The sequence below is a fragment of the Salinicola sp. MH3R3-1 genome (assembly GCF_001937155.1).
GTDB classification, from domain to species: Bacteria; Pseudomonadota; Gammaproteobacteria; order Pseudomonadales; family Halomonadaceae; genus Salinicola; species Salinicola halophyticus.
Genome location: NZ_MSDP01000034.1, coordinates 35,774 through 53,241, shown reverse-complemented (window position 1 = coordinate 53,241; position 17,468 = coordinate 35,774). Strand labels below are relative to the sequence as shown.

General features: G+C 60.1%; 12 protein-coding genes and 4 tRNA genes. All 16 read left to right on the top strand.

Translation table 11 applies throughout. The annotated features are described in order from the left end of the window. The first annotated feature begins 300 nt into the window (after positions 1-300). The 16 genes from BTW08_RS17005 to fusA all read left to right on the top strand — a co-directional run bounded on the left by BTW08_RS17005 (position 301) and on the right by fusA (position 17,439). Complete coding sequence (locus BTW08_RS17005) at positions 301-1,278, top strand: biotin--[acetyl-CoA-carboxylase] ligase (protein ID WP_075563697.1); 978 nt, start codon at positions 301-303, stop codon at positions 1,276-1,278. Between the two features lie 191 nt (positions 1,279-1,469). Continuing rightward, positions 1,470-1,553, top strand: a tRNA-Tyr gene (locus tag BTW08_RS17000). Between the two features lie 78 nt (positions 1,554-1,631). Continuing rightward, positions 1,632-1,705 (top strand) — tRNA-Gly (locus tag BTW08_RS16995). Between the two features lie 19 nt (positions 1,706-1,724). Continuing rightward, a tRNA-Thr gene (locus BTW08_RS16990) sits at positions 1,725-1,799 on the top strand. 154 nt (positions 1,800-1,953) lie between these two features. Further along, positions 1,954-2,029: transfer RNA gene (locus tag BTW08_RS16985), tRNA-Trp, on the top strand. Positions 2,030-2,100: 71 nt separating this feature from the next. After that, positions 2,101-2,469: a preprotein translocase subunit SecE gene (gene secE / locus BTW08_RS16980; RefSeq protein WP_075563696.1), complete on the top strand. Its 369-nt coding sequence runs from the start codon at positions 2,101-2,103 to the stop codon at positions 2,467-2,469. Positions 2,470-2,477: 8 nt separating this feature from the next. Beyond that, positions 2,478-3,011, top strand: a complete 534-nt coding sequence (nusG, locus tag BTW08_RS16975) for a transcription termination/antitermination protein NusG (RefSeq protein WP_075563695.1) — start codon at positions 2,478-2,480, stop codon at positions 3,009-3,011. Positions 3,012-3,124: 113 nt separating this feature from the next. Beyond that, positions 3,125-3,556 (top strand): 50S ribosomal protein L11, encoded by a 432-nt coding sequence (gene rplK / locus BTW08_RS16970; protein ID WP_075563694.1) that lies wholly within the window; start codon positions 3,125-3,127, stop codon positions 3,554-3,556. Positions 3,557-3,558: 2 nt separating this feature from the next. Next, positions 3,559-4,251 carry a 50S ribosomal protein L1 gene (rplA, locus tag BTW08_RS16965; RefSeq protein WP_075563693.1) on the top strand — a complete coding sequence of 231 codons (693 nt, stop codon included), beginning with the start codon at positions 3,559-3,561 and terminating at the stop codon, positions 4,249-4,251. 284 nt (positions 4,252-4,535) lie between these two features. Continuing rightward, positions 4,536-5,039: a 50S ribosomal protein L10 gene (gene rplJ, locus BTW08_RS16960; protein WP_075563692.1), complete on the top strand. Its 504-nt coding sequence runs from the start codon at positions 4,536-4,538 to the stop codon at positions 5,037-5,039. A 95-nt stretch (positions 5,040-5,134) separates the two neighbouring features. Further along, the gene (rplL, locus tag BTW08_RS16955) at positions 5,135-5,506 is read left to right on the top strand and encodes a 50S ribosomal protein L7/L12 (RefSeq protein WP_075563691.1); all 372 of its coding nucleotides are present in this window, start codon (positions 5,135-5,137) and stop codon (positions 5,504-5,506) included. A gap of 267 nt (positions 5,507-5,773) precedes the next feature. After that, positions 5,774-9,850 carry a DNA-directed RNA polymerase subunit beta gene (rpoB, locus tag BTW08_RS16950; protein WP_075563690.1) on the top strand — a complete coding sequence of 1,359 codons (4,077 nt, stop codon included), beginning with the start codon at positions 5,774-5,776 and terminating at the stop codon, positions 9,848-9,850. 90 nt (positions 9,851-9,940) lie between these two features. Continuing rightward, a complete protein-coding gene (gene rpoC / locus BTW08_RS16945) occupies positions 9,941-14,167 on the top strand; it encodes a DNA-directed RNA polymerase subunit beta' (protein WP_075563689.1) in 4,227 nt (1,408 codons plus the stop codon). 171 nt (positions 14,168-14,338) lie between these two features. Next, on the top strand, positions 14,339-14,713 hold the full coding sequence (rpsL, locus tag BTW08_RS16940) for a 30S ribosomal protein S12 (protein WP_075563688.1): 375 nt from the start codon (positions 14,339-14,341) through the stop codon (positions 14,711-14,713). A gap of 116 nt (positions 14,714-14,829) precedes the next feature. Further along, positions 14,830-15,300, top strand: a complete 471-nt coding sequence (rpsG, locus tag BTW08_RS16935) for a 30S ribosomal protein S7 (RefSeq protein ID WP_075563687.1) — start codon at positions 14,830-14,832, stop codon at positions 15,298-15,300. Between the two features lie 18 nt (positions 15,301-15,318). Continuing rightward, a complete protein-coding gene (fusA, locus tag BTW08_RS16930; RefSeq protein WP_075563686.1) occupies positions 15,319-17,439 on the top strand; it encodes an elongation factor G in 2,121 nt (706 codons plus the stop codon). Positions 17,440-17,468 lie beyond the last annotated feature (29 nt).

Sequence of the window (17,468 nt, the reverse complement as noted above, 5' to 3'; positions counted from 1 at the left end):
GGTTCATTCGTTTAGGGTTCTCTCCATGAGTTTAGGGGCTCCCCATGAAGAGTCCCGGTGTGCCGGCCAGATCATCGTCAGGCATCTATCCCAAACCCCAGCCAACAGGCCGGGGTTTTTTTATGGCTGATGAAAGCTCTCGAGTGAGTCGGCGGGATCGCTCCTTACACCAAGCGCCATCCAGGTCGTAATGTAGAACAGAGTATGGCGTTCATGGCGTCGAGCGTGGCGGTAGCTCGCGAAGTTACGAGGCAGGCGGGATTTCGCTAGAATGTGGCTTTTATTGGCAGGCGTTCCTAGATGAGTATCGGTGACCTGATTCGTTTGCTCGGCGACGGCAATTACCACTCCGGTCAGCAGCTGGGCCAGCACCTGGGCGTGACACGTACCGCAGTCTGGAAGCAGCTCAAGAAGCTGGAAGCGATGGGGCTACCGCTAGAGGCGGTCAAGGGGCGCGGCTATCGGCTGGTCAACGCGTTGGAATCTCTGGATGGGGCAGGTATCGTCTCACAGCTCTCTGCCGGACCCCGCCACCACCTCAAGCGCCTTTATGTAGAGGATGTGCTGGATTCCACCAATACCTTCCTGCGCGATCGCTTTCGGCACGGTGCGGGGCACGGGGAAGTCTGTCTGGCCGAAAGCCAGACGGCAGGACGAGGACGACGAGGAAAGGTCTGGAGCACCAGCTGGGGCGGAAGCCTGATTCTTTCTCTGGGTTGGCGGTTCGAGGCGGGCGTGGCTGCGCTCGAGGGGCTGAGCCTCGCGGTCGGCGTGGTGTTGGCCGAGGTCATCGAGGCCATGGGGGGTGAAGTCGCCCTGAAATGGCCTAATGACGTGCTGCTGCTCGTTGACGGCGACTGGCGTAAGCTCGCAGGCATTCTGCTCGAGGTGACGGGGGATGTCGAAGGGCCCTGCGAGGTGGTCATTGGCATTGGCGTGAATGTCTTTCTCGATGAAGCCGTTCGCCAGGCGGCAGGGCAACCTATCGCCGCGCTCTCGGAAGTTGTCGAAGGTGTCTCCCGAAACGCGCTGGCAGCCTCGTTGATCGAATCGTTACTGACGATGCTGCCGTTGTTCGAACAGCATGGTTTCAGCGCCTGGCGGGATCGATGGAACGCCCGACATGCCTATGCCGGGCGATCGATTCGAATCCATCAGGGCAACACTTCTTATGCGGCCAGGGCGAACGACGTCGACAAGAATGGTAATTTGAGAGTGGAGACTGCAAGCGGTGAGCATGCGTTGACGGGCGGTGAGATCAGCGTCCGCCCGGTGTAAGGGCCAGCCTGACGAGGAGTGCACATGGTCAGGCGATGGAGGAAATCTGTTTTTAGACTTGCATTTATAGGCCTGCTTTGAAACAATGCGCCCCGCTTTGAGCGCAAGGCCATTGGTCGATAGTTCTGTAAGTTGAGTAAAAACAGAGGCTTGACATCAATGTGTGGCAGTGTAAAATCTGCCGCCGGTATGGAGAGGTTCCCGAGTGGCCAAAGGGAGCAGACTGTAAATCTGCCGCGAAAGCTTCGAAGGTTCGAATCCTTCCCTCTCCACCAGATTTTGATGAAAACCCCGGTTTTCGTAAAGAAGAGTTGTAACGGTCTGCTTCGGCAAGCCGGAGTCAGAGCGGGTAGGCGGGTATAGTTCAATGGTAGAACCTCAGCCTTCCAAGCTGATGGTGTGGGTTCGATTCCCACTACCCGCTCCATCGATGTGGTGATGTGCAGGCTCATGTAGCTCAGGGGTAGAGCACACCCTTGGTAAGGGTGAGGTCGACGGTTCAATTCCGTCCATGAGCTCCATTTTCAGTCATCGAACTTGATGCGTGGAAAGCGAGCGTTGGCTCGCTTTTTTGGTGGTAAAAGAAAAAATGCCGGATGGGATTGCTTTTTCCGGTATCTCTTCGCTATCATAGCGCCCTCCTAATTTCCGGGTGCTTCTCGGATGTGTAGTTGCAGGCCAGTAGCTCAATTGGCAGAGCAGCGGTCTCCAAAACCGCAGGTTGGGGGTTCGATTCCCTCCTGGCCTGCCAGTCTTCCCCAGGCTGGCTTGTATTGCTATCTTGTCTTGTTTGGTTACCGCGCCTTGAGTTGAGGAGTTTTCATGAAGCACAACGCCGAGGTGCAGGAGTCACGCTACGATACCCCCAAGTGGATCGTCGTGGTGTTGCTGCTGGCAGTCGCGATCGGCGGTAACGCCTGGTTCGCGGATCAGGCTCTGCTGTATCGCGTGCTGGGCGTCGTCGTCCTCTGTGGTATCGCCGCCGCCATCGCGTTGACCACGGCAAAAGGGCAGGCGTTGATGGAGCTCGCGCGCGGATCCAAGCGCGAAATTCAGCGCGTCGTCTGGCCGACTCGACAGGAAACCATTCAAACGACGCTGATCGTGTTGGCGGCCGTTCTGGTTGTGGGTCTGTTGCTGTGGCTTATCGATACCGTCCTTGGTTGGGCGATGTCCGGAATCATTGGCTAGGAGTTTTCATGTCCAAGCGTTGGTATGTCGTTCACGCTTATTCCGGCTTTGAAAAGCAGGTGATGCGTTCGCTGCTCGAGCGCGTCAAGCTATACGGTGTCGAAGATCAGTTCGGTGACATCCTGGTTCCGACCGAGGAAGTCGTCGAAATGCGTGACGGCAAGCGTCGCAAGAGCGAGCGCAAGTTCTATCCCGGCTACGTGCTGGTCGAGATGGAAATGAACGAACAGACCTGGCACTTGGTCAAAGAGACCCCGCGCGTGATGGGTTTCATCGGCGGAACGCCGGAGAAGCCAGCTGCGATCACCCAGAAAGAAGCCGATGCGATCCTGCGCCGTGTGCAGGATGGTACCGACAAGCCGCGTCCCAAGACTCTCTTCGAGCCGGGCGAAGCCGTTCGCGTCGTCGACGGTCCGTTTGCCGATTTCAACGGCGTCGTGGAAGAAGTCAATTACGAGAAGAGCCGCTTGCAGGTCAGTGTGCTGATCTTCGGGCGCTCGACGCCGGTCGAGCTCGAATTTGCCCAGGTGGTCAAGGACTGAGCGTCGTCCAGAATCGAGTCACCGCGACGCCCGAGGGTGTCGCGATGTTAACGTTGGCAGTTTGCCAATCAACCGGGGAGCCGCAAGGCGTTCGTACCCGAAGGGAGTAAATCATGGCTAAGAAAGTTCAGGCCTACATCAAGCTGCAGGTCGCAGCTGGTAAGGCCAATCCGAGTCCGCCCGTGGGCCCTGCGCTGGGTCAGCATGGCGTCAATATCATGGAATTCTGCAAGTCGTTCAATGCCGCGACCCAAGAGATCGAGCCGGGCTTGCCGACGCCGGTCGTGATCACGGTTTATAGCGACCGCAGCTTTACCTTTGTCACCAAGACGCCGCCGGCCGCCGTGCTGCTGAAGAAAGCCGCGGGTATTAAATCCGGTTCCGGCGTGCCGAACAAGACCAAGGTCGGCACCGTGACTCGTGAGCAGCTCGAAGATATCGCCAAGGCCAAAGAGCCGGATCTGACGGCTGCCGATCTCGACGCCGCCGTTCGCACCATTGCTGGCAGCGCCCGCAGCATGGGCCTCAACGTGGAGGGCCTCTGATCATGGCAAAACTGACAAAACGCGCTCAGATGATTCGCGAGAAGGTCGAGCTGGGTAAGGTCTACTCGCTGGAAGAAGCCGTCGCGCTGCTGTCTGAAGTGTCGACCGTCAAGTTCAAGGAAGCTGTCGAAGTTTCCATCAACTTGGGTGTCGATCCGCGTAAATCCGACCAGGTCGTACGTGGCGCTACCGTGCTGCCGAATGGTACCGGTCGTGACGTCCGCGTCGCCGTATTTGCCCAGGGCGCCGCAGCGGAAGCGGCCAAAGAAGCTGGCGCCGATATCGTGGGTATGGAAGACCTCGCCGACGACGTCAAGAAAGGCAACATGAACTTTGACGTTGTCGTCGCAGCGCCGGACGCCATGCGCGTCGTTGGTCAGCTGGGTCAGATTCTCGGCCCGCGTGGCCTGATGCCGAACCCGAAAGTCGGCACCGTGACGCCCGACGTGGCGACTGCGGTCAAGAACGCCAAGGCGGGCCAGGTCCGTTTCCGTACCGACAAGAACGGCATCATTCATGCCTCTATCGGCAAGGTGGATTTTCCGGCCGAAGCACTCAAGGGCAATCTCGAAGCGCTGGTCAACGACCTCAAGCGCCTCAAGCCGAGTACTTCCAAGGGCATCTATCTCAAGAAAGTGACCCTGTCCAGCACCATGGGCCCGGGTCTGACCGTCGATCACAGCGCTTACGCGTGATCGGTGATCACCAGGCAGTAACTTTGCGGTCCCCGTGCACCGTTGTCACAGCTCCAGGGCTGTTTCGGCGGGGTGGGGCGGGGCACCGTCAAAGACCGCAGGTGTCGGCAGTCGAGCCGGCTTAATCTTCCTGGGGTTCGTCCTCAAGGGATGCCTGCGCAGATGGTGTTGCTCGCCGATTCAGGTGTGCAGCCATCGTCCAAGACTTTCGCCGAGGCAAGGCGGAAGAGATGGTAACCACCGGGTCGCGACATTGTCGCCCCCGGCATGAAGGAGTAACCACTGTGCCACTAGCACTCGAAGGCAAGAAAGCAATTGTTGCCGAGGTCAGTGAAGCCGCTAAGGACGCTCTTTCCGTCGTAGTTGCCGACTCTCGCGGTGTGACCGTTAGCGCAATGACCAACTTGCGCAAACAGGCTCGCGAGAATGGCGTCCAGATTCGTGTTGTCCGCAACACGCTGGCACGTCGCGCGCTGTCAGGGACTTCATGGGAGTGCCTGAACGAGACTTTCTCAGGCCCCACGCTGCTGGCCTTCTCCTACGAACATCCCGGCGCTGCGGCGCGGCTGTTCAAGGAGTTCGGTAAGTCGCAGAAGGAATTTGAAGTCAAGGCGCTGGCTTACGAAGGGGAGATGATCCCGGCTGCTGATATCGACCGTCTGGCGACGTTGCCGACTTACGATGAAGCGATTGCCAAGCTGATGTCCGTCATGAAGGAAGCTTCTGCCGGCAAGCTGGTTCGTACTCTTGCAGCTGTTCGCGATCAAAAGCAGGAAGAAGCCGCCTGATAGGTGGCCTGCTCGCGCAGACTGAGTCGACTATTGAATCAACGAGCACTTGGCCGACGCCGGCTGGGGCTCCGCAAAGTTTAGGAATCTGAAACATGGCACTTTCTCAAGAAGACATCATCAACGCTGTTGCCGAAATGTCCGTGATGGAAGTTGCGGAACTGGTTTCTGCAATGGAAGAAAAATTCGGCGTTTCTGCCGCTGCTGCCGTTGTCGCTGGCCCGGGTGGCGGTGATGCGGCTGCTGAAGAAGAGCAGACCGAGTTCTCCGTGGTTCTGACCGCTGCCGGTGACAAGAAAGTCAACGTCATCAAGGTCGTCCGCGAAATCACCGGTCTGGGCCTGAAAGAAGCCAAGGGTGCCGTCGACGGCGCACCGGCGACTATCAAGGAAGGTCTGTCCAAGGACGACGCTGAAGAAGCCAAGAAGAAACTGGAAGAAGCCGGCGCCTCTGTGGAGCTCAAGTAACTCCGTGCTCAAGGCTTCACGCGCTGTGTAAGCGCCACGGCTGGTGGCGGGCATGCCCGCTGCCGGCCTTTTTCTGTTTTTGCTAGCCTGGCGTTAGTACGCCTGATCGAGGGGCTTCCCCAAGATCAGGATTGTAGCCACTAGACGAATTCCGACGGCGAGCTCCCTCATTCGGGAGGCTTGCCGTCAGCGCCTAACGGGGTCAGCCCCGCTAGGGAGCGCCGAACACGCACCGGTCACCCATGGTGAACAAGCTGGGGAATACAGATGGCTTACTCATACACTGAGAAAAAACGCATCCGCAAGGATTTCGGCAAACTGCCTCAAGTAATGGATGTGCCCTACCTGCTGGCCATCCAGCTTGATTCCTATTACGACTTTCTCCAGCAGGACCGGGCGCCGGAAGAGCGTCTCGAGACCGGTCTCAATGCGGCCTTCAAGTCCGTATTCCCGATCGAGAGTTTTTCAGGCAACGCGGCGCTCGAGTATGTCAGTTATCGCTTTGGCACACCGGGCTTCGACGTCAAGGAGTGCCAGCTTCGCGGGGTGACCTATTCGGCACCGCTGCGCGTCAAGGTGCGCCTGATCATCTACGACAAAGAGTCGTCGAACAAGGCCATCAAGGACATCAAGGAGCAGGAAGTCTACATGGGGGAAATCCCCCTGATGACCGAGAACGGTACCTTCGTCGTCAACGGTACCGAGCGCGTCATCGTCTCCCAGCTTCACCGCTCGCCGGGCGTGTTCTTCGATCACGACAAGGGCAAGAGCCACTCCTCCGGGAAGCTGCTTTATTCCGCGCGGATCATTCCTTACCGCGGCTCCTGGCTGGATTTCGAGTTCGATCCGAAAGACAACGTCTTCGTGCGTATCGACCGTCGCCGCAAGTTGCCGGCCACCGTCCTGATGCGCGCGCTGGGCATGAATGCCGAGCAGATCCTCGAGACTTTCTTCGACACCAGCACGTTCCACATCGAGGCGGATGGCGTCTACGTGGAGCTGGTGCCGTCGCGCCTGCGTGGTGAAACCGCGACGTTCGAGATCAAGGACGGCGACGGTAACGTCATCGTCGAAGAAGGTCGTCGTGTTACCCAGAAGCATATTCGCCAGCTGGAAAAGGCCGGGCTCGAGCGTCTTCAGGTGCCGATGGACTATCTGTTCGGCAAGACGCTGGCCAAGGATCAGGTCGACACCAAGACCGGCGAACTGATCTGCGAATGCAACACCGAACTGACGCCGGAACTGCTCGAGAAGCTGGGACAGGGCGGTGTTACCCAGTTGGAAACGCTCTACACCAACGATCTCGACGCCGGCTCGTTCATCTCCGATACGCTGAAGGTGGATACCACCCGCTCCGCACTGGAAGCGCTGGTCGAGATCTATCGCATGATGCGTCCCGGCGAGCCGCCGACCAAGGAAGCGGCCGAGACGCTGTTCCACAACCTGTTCTTCTCCGAAGACCGCTACGACCTGTCGGGCGTCGGTCGAATGAAGTTCAACCGTCGTCTGCGTCGTGAAGGCGATACCGGATCCGGCGTGCTTGCCAACCAGGACATTCTCGATGTCCTGAAAGAGTTGATCAGCATTCGTAACGGCTTCGGTGAAGTCGACGATATCGATCACCTGGGCAACCGCCGCATCCGTTGTGTCGGCGAAATGGCCGAGAACCAGTTCCGCGTCGGCCTGGTGCGCGTCGAGCGTGCGGTCAAGGAGCGTCTCTCCATGGCGGAGAGCGAAGGCCTGATGCCGCAGGATCTGATCAACGCCAAGCCGGTGGCGGCGGCGGTGAAGGAGTTCTTCGGTTCTTCGCAGCTGTCCCAGTTCATGGACCAGAACAACCCGCTCTCCGAGGTCACGCACAAGCGTCGTGTTTCCGCGCTCGGGCCGGGTGGTCTGACCCGCGAGCGTGCCGGCTTCGAAGTGCGCGACGTTCACGCCACGCACTACGGTCGCCTGTGCCCGATCGAGACGCCGGAAGGTCCGAACATCGGTCTGATCAACTCGTTGGCGACCTATTCCAAGACCAACAGCTACGGTTTCCTCGAGACGCCGTACCGTAAGGTCGTGGATCGTCAGCTGACCGACGAGATCGTGCATCTGTCGGCGATCGAAGAGGGCGACTTCATCATTGCCCAGGCTTCGGCGACGGTCGATGAAGGCAATAAGCTGATCGACGATCTCGTCCAGGTCCGTCACAAGGGTGAAACCACCTTTATGGCGCCGGACAAGGTCACGTTGATGGACGTGTCGCCGCGCCAGGTCGTTTCCGTGGCCGCCGCGCTGATTCCGTTCCTCGAGCACGATGACGCTAACCGCGCCCTGATGGGCTCGAACATGCAGCGTCAGGCAGTGCCGACCCTGCGTGCCGACAAGCCGCTGGTGGGTACCGGCATGGAGCGCTTCGTCGCCCGTGACTCCGGCGTCTGCGCCGTGGCCCGTCGCGGTGGCGTGATCGACTCGGTCGATGCCAAGCGTGTCGTTGTGCGTGTCAGCGAAGATGAGATCATCGGCGGTGAAGCCGGGGTCGACATCTACAACCTGACCAAGTACGTGCGCTCGAACCAGAACACCTGCCAGAACCAGCGTCCGATCGTGCGCCCGGGCGACGAGGTCGCGCGTGGCGATATCCTCGCCGACGGCCCGTCCGTCGACATGGGTGACCTGGCGCTGGGCCAGAACATGCGTCTCGCGTTCATGCCGTGGAACGGCTACAACTTCGAGGATTCCATCCTCGTCTCCGAGCGCGTGGTCGAGGACGATCGTTTCACCACGATCCACATCCAGGAACTGACCTGCGTCTCTCGCGATACCAAGCTGGGCGCTGAGGAAATCACCTCCGACATTCCCAACGTGGGCGAGTCGGCGCTGGGCAAGCTGGATGAAGCCGGGGTTGTCTATATCGGTGCCGAAGTCGGCGCCGGCGACATTCTGGTCGGCAAGGTCACGCCCAAGGGCGAGACCCAGCTGACGCCGGAGGAAAAGCTCCTGCGTGCGATCTTCGGTGAGAAGGCGTCCGACGTTAAGGACACCTCGCTGCGTGCGCCGACCGGCATGCGCGGTACCGTCATCGACGTCCAGGTGTTCACCCGCGACGGCGTCGAGAAGGATTCCCGAGCACTGTCCATCGAGCAGCAGCAGCTCGACGAAGTGCGCAAGGACCTTCAGGAGACCTACCGTATCGCCGAAGACGCCACGTTCGAGCGTCTCCAGCGCACGCTGGAAGGCGAAGCTGTCAACGGTGGCCCGACGCTGAAGAAAGGCGACGTGCTCAGCAAGGACTATCTCGATGAGCTGCCGCGTCAGCAGTGGTTCAAGCTGCGCATGCAGAACGAGACCCTCAACGAGCTGCTGGCCCAGGCCGACGAACAGCTGGAAAATCGTCGCAAGGAGATGGACGAGCGTTTCGAAGACAAGAAACGCAAGCTGACCCAGGGCGACGACCTCGCGCCGGGCGTGCTCAAGATCGTCAAGGTCTACCTGGCGGTCAAGCGTCGCATCCAGCCGGGCGACAAGATGGCCGGTCGTCACGGTAACAAGGGTGTCATCTCCGCGATCATGCCGATCGAGGACATGCCGTTCGACGACAACGGTCAGCCGGTCGACGTGGTGCTCAACCCGTTGGGCGTGCCTTCACGCATGAACGTCGGTCAGATTCTCGAGACTCACCTGGGCATGGCGGCTCACGGTCTCGGCGTCAAGATCGACCGGATGTTGCGTGATGCCCGCGAGCAGCAGGTCGGCGAGATCCGCGAGTTTCTCAAGCAGGTCTACAACACTGAGGGTGCGCGTCAGGAAGATATCGACTCTCTGACCGACGACGAGATCATCACCCTGGCCAAGAACCTGCGCGGTGGCGTGCCGATCGCGACGCCGGTGTTCGACGGTGCCAAGGAGCACGAGATCAAGCATCTGCTGAAGCTTGCCGATCTGCCGGAATCCGGTCAGATGACGCTCTACGACGGGCGTACCGGTGAGTCGTTCGATCGTCCGGTGACCGTGGGCTACATGTACATGCTGAAGCTCAACCACCTGGTCGACGACAAGATGCACGCGCGCTCCACCGGTTCCTACTCGCTGGTCACGCAGCAGCCGCTGGGTGGCAAGGCGCAGTTCGGCGGTCAGCGCTTCGGTGAGATGGAAGTGTGGGCACTCGAGGCGTACGGCGCCGCCTACACCCTGCAGGAGATGCTCACCGTGAAATCGGATGACGTCGAAGGTCGTACCAAGATGTACAAGAGCATCGTGGATGGCGACCACACCATGCAGGCCGGTATGCCGGAATCCTTCAATGTGCTGGTGAAGGAAATCCGCTCGCTGGGTATCGATATCGAATTGGAAAGCTAAGACCGGCACAGTCGATCGATAGCGACGGTTTGCGGGGCGAGCGAGTGATTCGCGGCCCCGCTCATGACAACTCCGCAACGGAGCGATCCCATGAAAGATTTGGTGAAAGTCCTCAAGTCACAGGCGCAATCTGACGAGTTCGAGGCGATCAAGATCACGCTTGCCTCGCCGGAAATGATTCGCTCCTGGTCATACGGCGAAGTCAAGAAGCCGGAGACCATCAACTACCGTACGTTCAAGCCTGAACGCGACGGGCTTTTCTGCGCCAAGATCTTCGGGCCGGTCAAGGATTACGAGTGCTTGTGCGGCAAGTACAAGCGCATGAAACATCGCGGCATCATCTGCGAGAAGTGCGGCGTCGAAGTGACCAAGGCCGCGGTTCGCCGCGAGCGCATGGGTCATATCGAGCTGGCCTCGCCGGTCGCCCACATCTGGTTTCTGAAGTCGCTGCCGTCACGCATCGGCATGTTCCTGGACATGACCCTGCGTGACATCGAGCGCGTGCTCTATTTCGAATCGTTCGTCGTGATCGATCCGGGCATGACCACGCTCGAGCGCGGTCAGCTGCTCAACGACGAGCAGTATTTCGAGGCGCTCGAAGAGTTCGGCGACGATTTCGATGCTCGCATGGGCGCCGAAGCCGTTCAGGCACTGCTCAAGGACATCGATCTGGAAGAAGAGATCGATCGTCTTCGCGAGGAGATTCCGCAGACCAACTCCGAGACCAAGATCAAGAAGCTTTCCAAGCGCCTCAAGCTGCTGGAAGCCTTCTACAAGTCCGGCAACGCGCCGGCCTGGATGGTCATGGAAGTGCTGCCGGTGCTGCCGCCGGATCTGCGTCCGCTGGTCCCGCTGGACGGCGGCCGTTTCGCGACCTCGGATCTCAACGATCTGTATCGTCGCGTGATCAACCGCAACAACCGCCTCAAGCGCCTGCTCGATCTCAATGCGCCGGATATCATCGTGCGTAACGAGAAGCGCATGCTGCAGGAATCGGTCGATGCGCTGCTCGACAACGGCCGTCGCGGTCGTGCCATCACCGGCTCCAACAAGCGTCCGCTGAAGTCGCTGGCCGACATGATCAAGGGCAAGCAGGGGCGTTTCCGTCAGAACCTGCTGGGCAAGCGTGTCGACTACTCAGGCCGTTCCGTCATCACCGTCGGTCCGACCCTGCGTCTGCATCAGTGCGGTCTGCCCAAGAAGATGGCACTCGAGCTGTTCAAGCCGTTCATCTATTCCAAGCTGCAGGGCAGCGGGCAGGCGTCCACGATCAAGGCCGCCAAGAAGATGGTCGAGCGCGAGCTGCCGGAAGTGTGGGACATCCTCGCCGACGTCATCCGCGAGCACCCGGTCCTGCTCAACCGGGCGCCGACGCTGCACCGTCTCGGCATCCAGGCGTTCGAGCCGCTGCTGATCGAAGGCAAGGCGATTCAGCTGCACCCGCTGGTCTGTGCGGCCTACAACGCCGACTTCGACGGTGACCAGATGGCCGTTCACGTGCCGCTGACGCTGGAATCCCAGCTCGAAGCGCGTGCGCTGATGATGTCGACCAACAACGTGCTGTCGCCGGCCAACGGTGAGCCGATCATCGTGCCGTCCCAGGACGTCGTGCTCGGCCTCTATTACATGACCCGCGAGCGCATCAACGCCAAGGGCGAAGGCAAGGTATTTGCCAACCTCAACGAGCTGGATCGTGCTTTCGCGACCCACAACGTCTCGATGCACGCTCGGGTCAGGGTGCGTCTGACCGAGTGGCTGTCCGACGAGAAAGATGGCGAGGTCACCGAACTGACCGAAACCACCTCGATCAAGGACACCACCGTCGGCCGTGCACTGCTGTTCCGTATCCTGCCGAAGGGGATGCCGTTCGAGCTCGTCGACCGTCCGATGAAGAAGAAGGCGATCTCCGGGCTGATCAACGAGGTCTACCGGCGTACCGGGTTGAAAGACGCGGTCATCTTTGCCGACCAGCTGATGTACACCGGTTTCCGTCTGGCGACGTGGTCCGGCGCCTCCATCGGCGTCAACGACTTCGTCATTCCGGATGCCAAGGCCGAGATCGTCGATGCGGCCGAGGACGAGGTCAAGGAGATCGAAGACCAGTTCTCCTCCGGTCTGGTGACCGCGGGCGAGAAGTACAACAAGGTCATCGATATCTGGTCCAAGGCCAACGACAAGGTCGCCAAGGCGATGATGGCCGTGATCTCGAAAGAGACCGTGACCGATCGCGACGGCAACGAAGTCGAACAGGACTCGTTCAACAGCGTCTTCATCATGGCCGACTCCGGTGCCCGTGGTAGTGCGGCCCAGATTCGTCAGCTGGCCGGTATGCGAGGCCTGATGGCGAAGCCGGACGGCTCGATCATCGAGACGCCGATCACCGCCAACTTCCGTGAAGGTTTGAACGTACTCCAGTACTTCATCTCCACGCACGGCGCGCGTAAGGGTCTGGCGGACACGGCACTCAAGACCGCCAACTCCGGTTACCTGACGCGCCGTCTGGTCGACGTGGCCCAGGATCTGGTGATCACCGAAGAAGATTGCGGCACCGAGAAGGGGCTGACACTGCACCCGGTGATCGAAGGCGGCGACGTCATCGTGTCACTGGCACAGCGTGTACTGGGCCGAGTCGTGGCACAGGACGTCATCGACCCGCAGACCGACGAAGTGCTGATCGCCAAAGGGACGCTGCTCGACGAAGCCTGGTGTCAGGAACTCGACACCATGGGTGTCGACGAGATCATCGTGCGTAGCCCGATCAGCTGTGAAACGTCTCACGGCGTCTGCTCGTCCTGCTACGGCCGCGATCTTGCCCGCGGGCATCAGGTCAACATCGGGGAAGCGGTCGGCGTCATTGCTGCCCAGTCCATCGGTGAGCCGGGTACCCAGCTGACCATGCGTACGTTCCACATCGGTGGTGCGGCCTCGCGTGCTTCGGCGGTCGACAGCGTCCAGGTCAAGCATGGCGGCAGTGTCCGACTGCACAACATCAAGTCGGTCGAACGTGCCGATGGCAAGCTGATCGTGGTGTCTCGCTCGAGCGCCCTGGCCGTCGCCGACGACCACGGCCGCGAGCGCGAGTACTACAAGCTGCCCTACGGTGCCGAGCTGTCGGTCAAGGACGGCGATCACGTCGAAGGCGGTCAGGTGGTGGCGAAGTGGGATCCGCACACCCACCCGGTCGTTGCCGAAGTACAGGGCAAGGCGCAGTTCACGGACATGACCGAAGGTCTGACCATGACGCGCACGGTCGACGAGATGACCGGCCTGTCGAACATCGAAGTGATCGAGGCGGCTGCCCGTCCGGCTTCCGGCCGCGACAAGCGTCCGATGATCATGCTGGTGGGCGAAGACGGCGAGCACGTGACCCTGCCGGGTTCCAACACGCCGGTGCAGTATCTGCTGCCGGGCCGTGCCATCGTCGCGGCGGAGAACGGTACCGAGATCGGTGTGGGCGAGGTCATCGCGCGTATTCCGCTGGAAGCGTCCGGTAACAAGGACATCACCGGTGGTCTGCCGCGTGTCGCCGACCTGTTCGAGGCGCGCAAGCCGAAGGAGCCGTCCATCCTCGCCGAGATCAACGGTACGATCAGCTTCGGCAAGGAAACCAAGGGCAAGCGTCGTCTGACGATCACGCCGAAGGAAGGTGATCCGTTGGAGATGCTGATCCCGAAATGGCGTCAGATCGGGGTGTTCGAAGGCGAGACGGTCGAGAAGGGCGAGGTCATCTCCGATGGCCCGAGCAATCCGCACGATATTCTGCGGCTGCTGGGTGTGGCGGAGCTGGCCAAGTACATCACCGTCGAGATCCAGGATGTCTATCGTCTGCAGGGCGTGAGCATCAACGACAAGCATATCGAAGTCATCGTGCGTCAGATGCTGCGCAAGGTCGAGATCACCGATTCCGGCGATTCCACCTTTATCCCTGGCGATCAGGTCGAACTGGTACGCGTCCTCGAAGAGAACGCGCGTCTCGAGACGACCGAGAAATTCCCGGCCAAGTACGAGCGTCTGCTGCTGGGTATCACCAAGGCGTCGTTGGCGACCGAGTCGTTCATCTCCGCGGCATCGTTCCAGGAGACGACGCGGGTGCTGACCGAGGCGGCGGTGACCGGAAAGCGCGATTATTTGCGCGGCCTGAAGGAAAACGTGGTGGTGGGACGTCTGATTCCGGCGGGTACGGGTCTGGCTCATCACGACGAGCGGCGTCGCAAGCGCGAAGAGTCCGGGCGCACGCTGCAGCCGTCGGCATTCGATGTCGAGCAGGAGCTGGGTGCACAGCTCACCGCGCTCGATGCCGATGACGACGATCTCTAGGTCATGACCTCGGACCGCTCGTCCCACGGGGCGAGCGGTCTTGACGGGTCTCATGACAACTGATTAGAATGCGCAGCCTTTATGCAGGGGTAGTGCAACCGGCCGATGCAAAGGCCGTGCGCCAAGACCCGGGCATAAGGCAAGGCAACCCATTGGAGTCAGCTAAACACTATGGCAACGATCAACCAGCTCGTGCGCAAGCCGCGCAAGCGCCCCGTCGCCACCAGCGACGTGCCGGCGCTGCAGGCCTGCCCGCAACGCCGTGGGGTCTGTACCCGCGTCTACACCACTACGCCCAAGAAGCCGAACTCGGCCCTGCGTAAGGTGTGTCGTGTGCGTCTGACCAACGGTTTTGAAGTCAGTTCTTATATCGGCGGTGAAGGCCACAACCTGCAGGAACACTCCGTGGTCCTGATTCGTGGCGGCCGCGTCAAGGATTTGCCGGGTGTGCGTTATCACACCGTCCGCGGCGCCCTCGACACCTCCGGTGTGCAGAATCGTCGGCAGGGCCGTTCCAAATACGGCACCAAGCGTCCCAAGTCCTGATTTCGGACGCTATCACCATCCATCATCGGTCAGATAAGAGTAAGGTCGGCCGCTTTCGCTAACCAGCGATGCGCATGCCGGGTTTACCTGAACGACCCTTAACGAGAGGGCTTATCATGCCAAGAAGAAGAGTTGTCGCTAAGCGCGAGATCCTTCCGGATCCCAAGTTCGGAAGTGAGCGCCTGGCCAAGTTCATGAACCATCTGATGATCAGCGGCAAGAAGTCCGTAGCTGAGCGCATCGTCTATGGTGCGCTGGACAGGGTTGCCGAGCGTAGTAGCGAAGCGCCGCTGGACATCTTTGAAAAGGCGCTGGAAGCCATCCAGCCGATGGTCGAGGTCAAATCTCGCCGCGTTGGCGGCGCGACCTACCAGGTGCCTGTGGAAGTTCGCCCGTCACGCCGTCACGCGCTGGCCATGCGCTGGCTGGCCGATGCGGCCCGTAGCCGCGGCGAAAAGACCATGGCCCAACGTCTTGCTGGCGAAATGCTGGACGCCGCAGAAGGCAAGGGTGCTGCTGTGAAGAAGCGTGAAGACGTGCACCGCATGGCAGATGCCAACAAGGCCTTCTCCCACTACCGCTTCTAAACAACGGGGACTTCCATCGTGGCACGAAAGACACCACTCAAGCGTTATCGCAATATCGGTATCGTTGCCCACGTCGACGCCGGCAAGACTACGACCACCGAGCGTGTTCTGTTCTATACCGGCCTGTCCCACAAGGTGGGTGAGGTTCATGAGGGCGCTGCCGTCATGGACTGGATGGAGCAGGAGCAGGAGCGTGGCATCACGATCACCTCCGCGGCGACGACCTGTTTCTGGCAGGGCATGAGCAAGCAGTTCGACGAGCATCGGATCAACATCATCGATACGCCGGGACACGTCGACTTCACCATCGAAGTCGAGCGTTCGCTGCGCGTGCTGGATGGTGCGGTCGTCGTGCTGTGCGGCTCTTCCGGTGTGCAGCCGCAGACGGAAACCGTCTGGCGTCAGGCCAACAAGTACGAAGTTCCGCGCATGGTGTTCGTCAACAAGATGGACCGTGCCGGCGCCGACTACTTCATGGTCATCGACCAGCTCAAGGACCGCCTGGGTGCCAACGTCGTTCCGATCCAGATCAACTGGGGTGCGGAAGACGAGTTCAAGGGCGTGGTCGACCTCATCAAGATGAAGGCCATCCTCTGGGACGAAGACAACTTCGGCATGAACTACGAGTTGGTCGACATTCCGGCCGACCTGCAGGAAACCGCCGAGAAGTATCGCGAGCAGATGGTCGAAGCCGCGGCTGAAGCCAACGAAGAGCTGATGGACAAGTACCTCGAAGGGGTCGAGCTCTCCGAAGCGGAAATCAAGGCGGGTCTGCGGGCGCGTACCCTGGCCAACGAGATCGTTCTCGTGACCTGTGGTTCGGCGTTCAAGAACAAGGGCGTTCAGGCCGTCCTGGACTGCGTCATCGAGTACCTGCCGTCGCCGACCGAGGTCAAGGCGATCGAAGGTGAGCTGGATGACAAGGACGGTACCGTCGCGACGCGTGAAGCCGACGACAGTGCACCGTTCTCGGCGCTGGCGTTCAAGATCGCGACCGACCCGTTCGTGGGCACCCTGACCTTCATGCGCGTCTACTCGGGCGTCCTGAAGTCCGGCGACAGCATCTTCAACTCCGTGAAGTCGAAGAAAGAGCGTGTCGGCCGTATCGTTCAGATGCACGCCAACTCGCGTGAAGAGATCAAGGAAGTCTACGCCGGCGACATCGCCGCGTGTATCGGCCTGAAAGACGTCACGACTGGCGACACGCTGTGCGACCTGAACGACAAGATCGTTCTCGAGCGCATGGAGTTTCCGGAGCCGGTTATCTCCGTCGCCGTCGAGCCGAAGTCCAAGCCGGACCAGGAAAAGATGGGCGTAGCTCTGGGTAAGCTGGCACAGGAAGATCCGTCTTTCCGTGTCCAGACCGACGAAGAGACCGGTCAGACCATCATCTCGGGCATGGGCGAGTTGCACCTCGATATCCTCGTCGACCGTATGCGTCGCGAGTTCAAGGTCGAGGCCAACATCGGCAAGCCGCAGGTTGCCTACCGTGAAACCATCCGCCAGTCGGTGGAGCAGGAAGGCAAGTTCGTTCGTCAGTCAGGTGGTCGCGGCCAGTACGGTCACGTCTGGTTGCGCATCGAGCCGCTGACGGCCGAAGACAAGGGCGAGGACGAGGAGATGACCTTCAAGTTCGCGTCCGCCATTGTCGGTGGTGCGGTACCGAAAGAGTACGTGCCGGCCGTCGAAAAAGGGGCTTACGAACAGCTCAAGAACGGCGTGATCGCGGGCTACCCGATGATCGACGTCAAAGTGACGCTGTTCGACGGTTCCTATCATGACGTGGACTCCAACGAGACTGCGTTCAAGGTCGCCTCTTCCATGGCGATCAAAGAAGGTGCTCGTAAGGCTAAGGCCGTGTTGCTCGAGCCGGTGATGAAGGTCGAAGTCGTTACCCCTGAGGATTTCATGGGTGATGTGATGGGTGACCTCAACCGCCGTCGTGGCCTTGTGCAGGGCATGGATGACTCCTCTTCTGGCAAGGTCATTCGCGCCACGGTTCCGTTGGCTGAGATGTTCGGTTACGCGACCGATCTGCGTTCTCAGACCCAGGGACGCGCAAGCTACACCATGGAGTTTGCGAATTACGAAGAGGCGCCATCCAGCGTAGTTGATGCCGTCATCAATCAGAACGGTTAACCGTTAGCTAACGTAAAGAGGTTATAGCA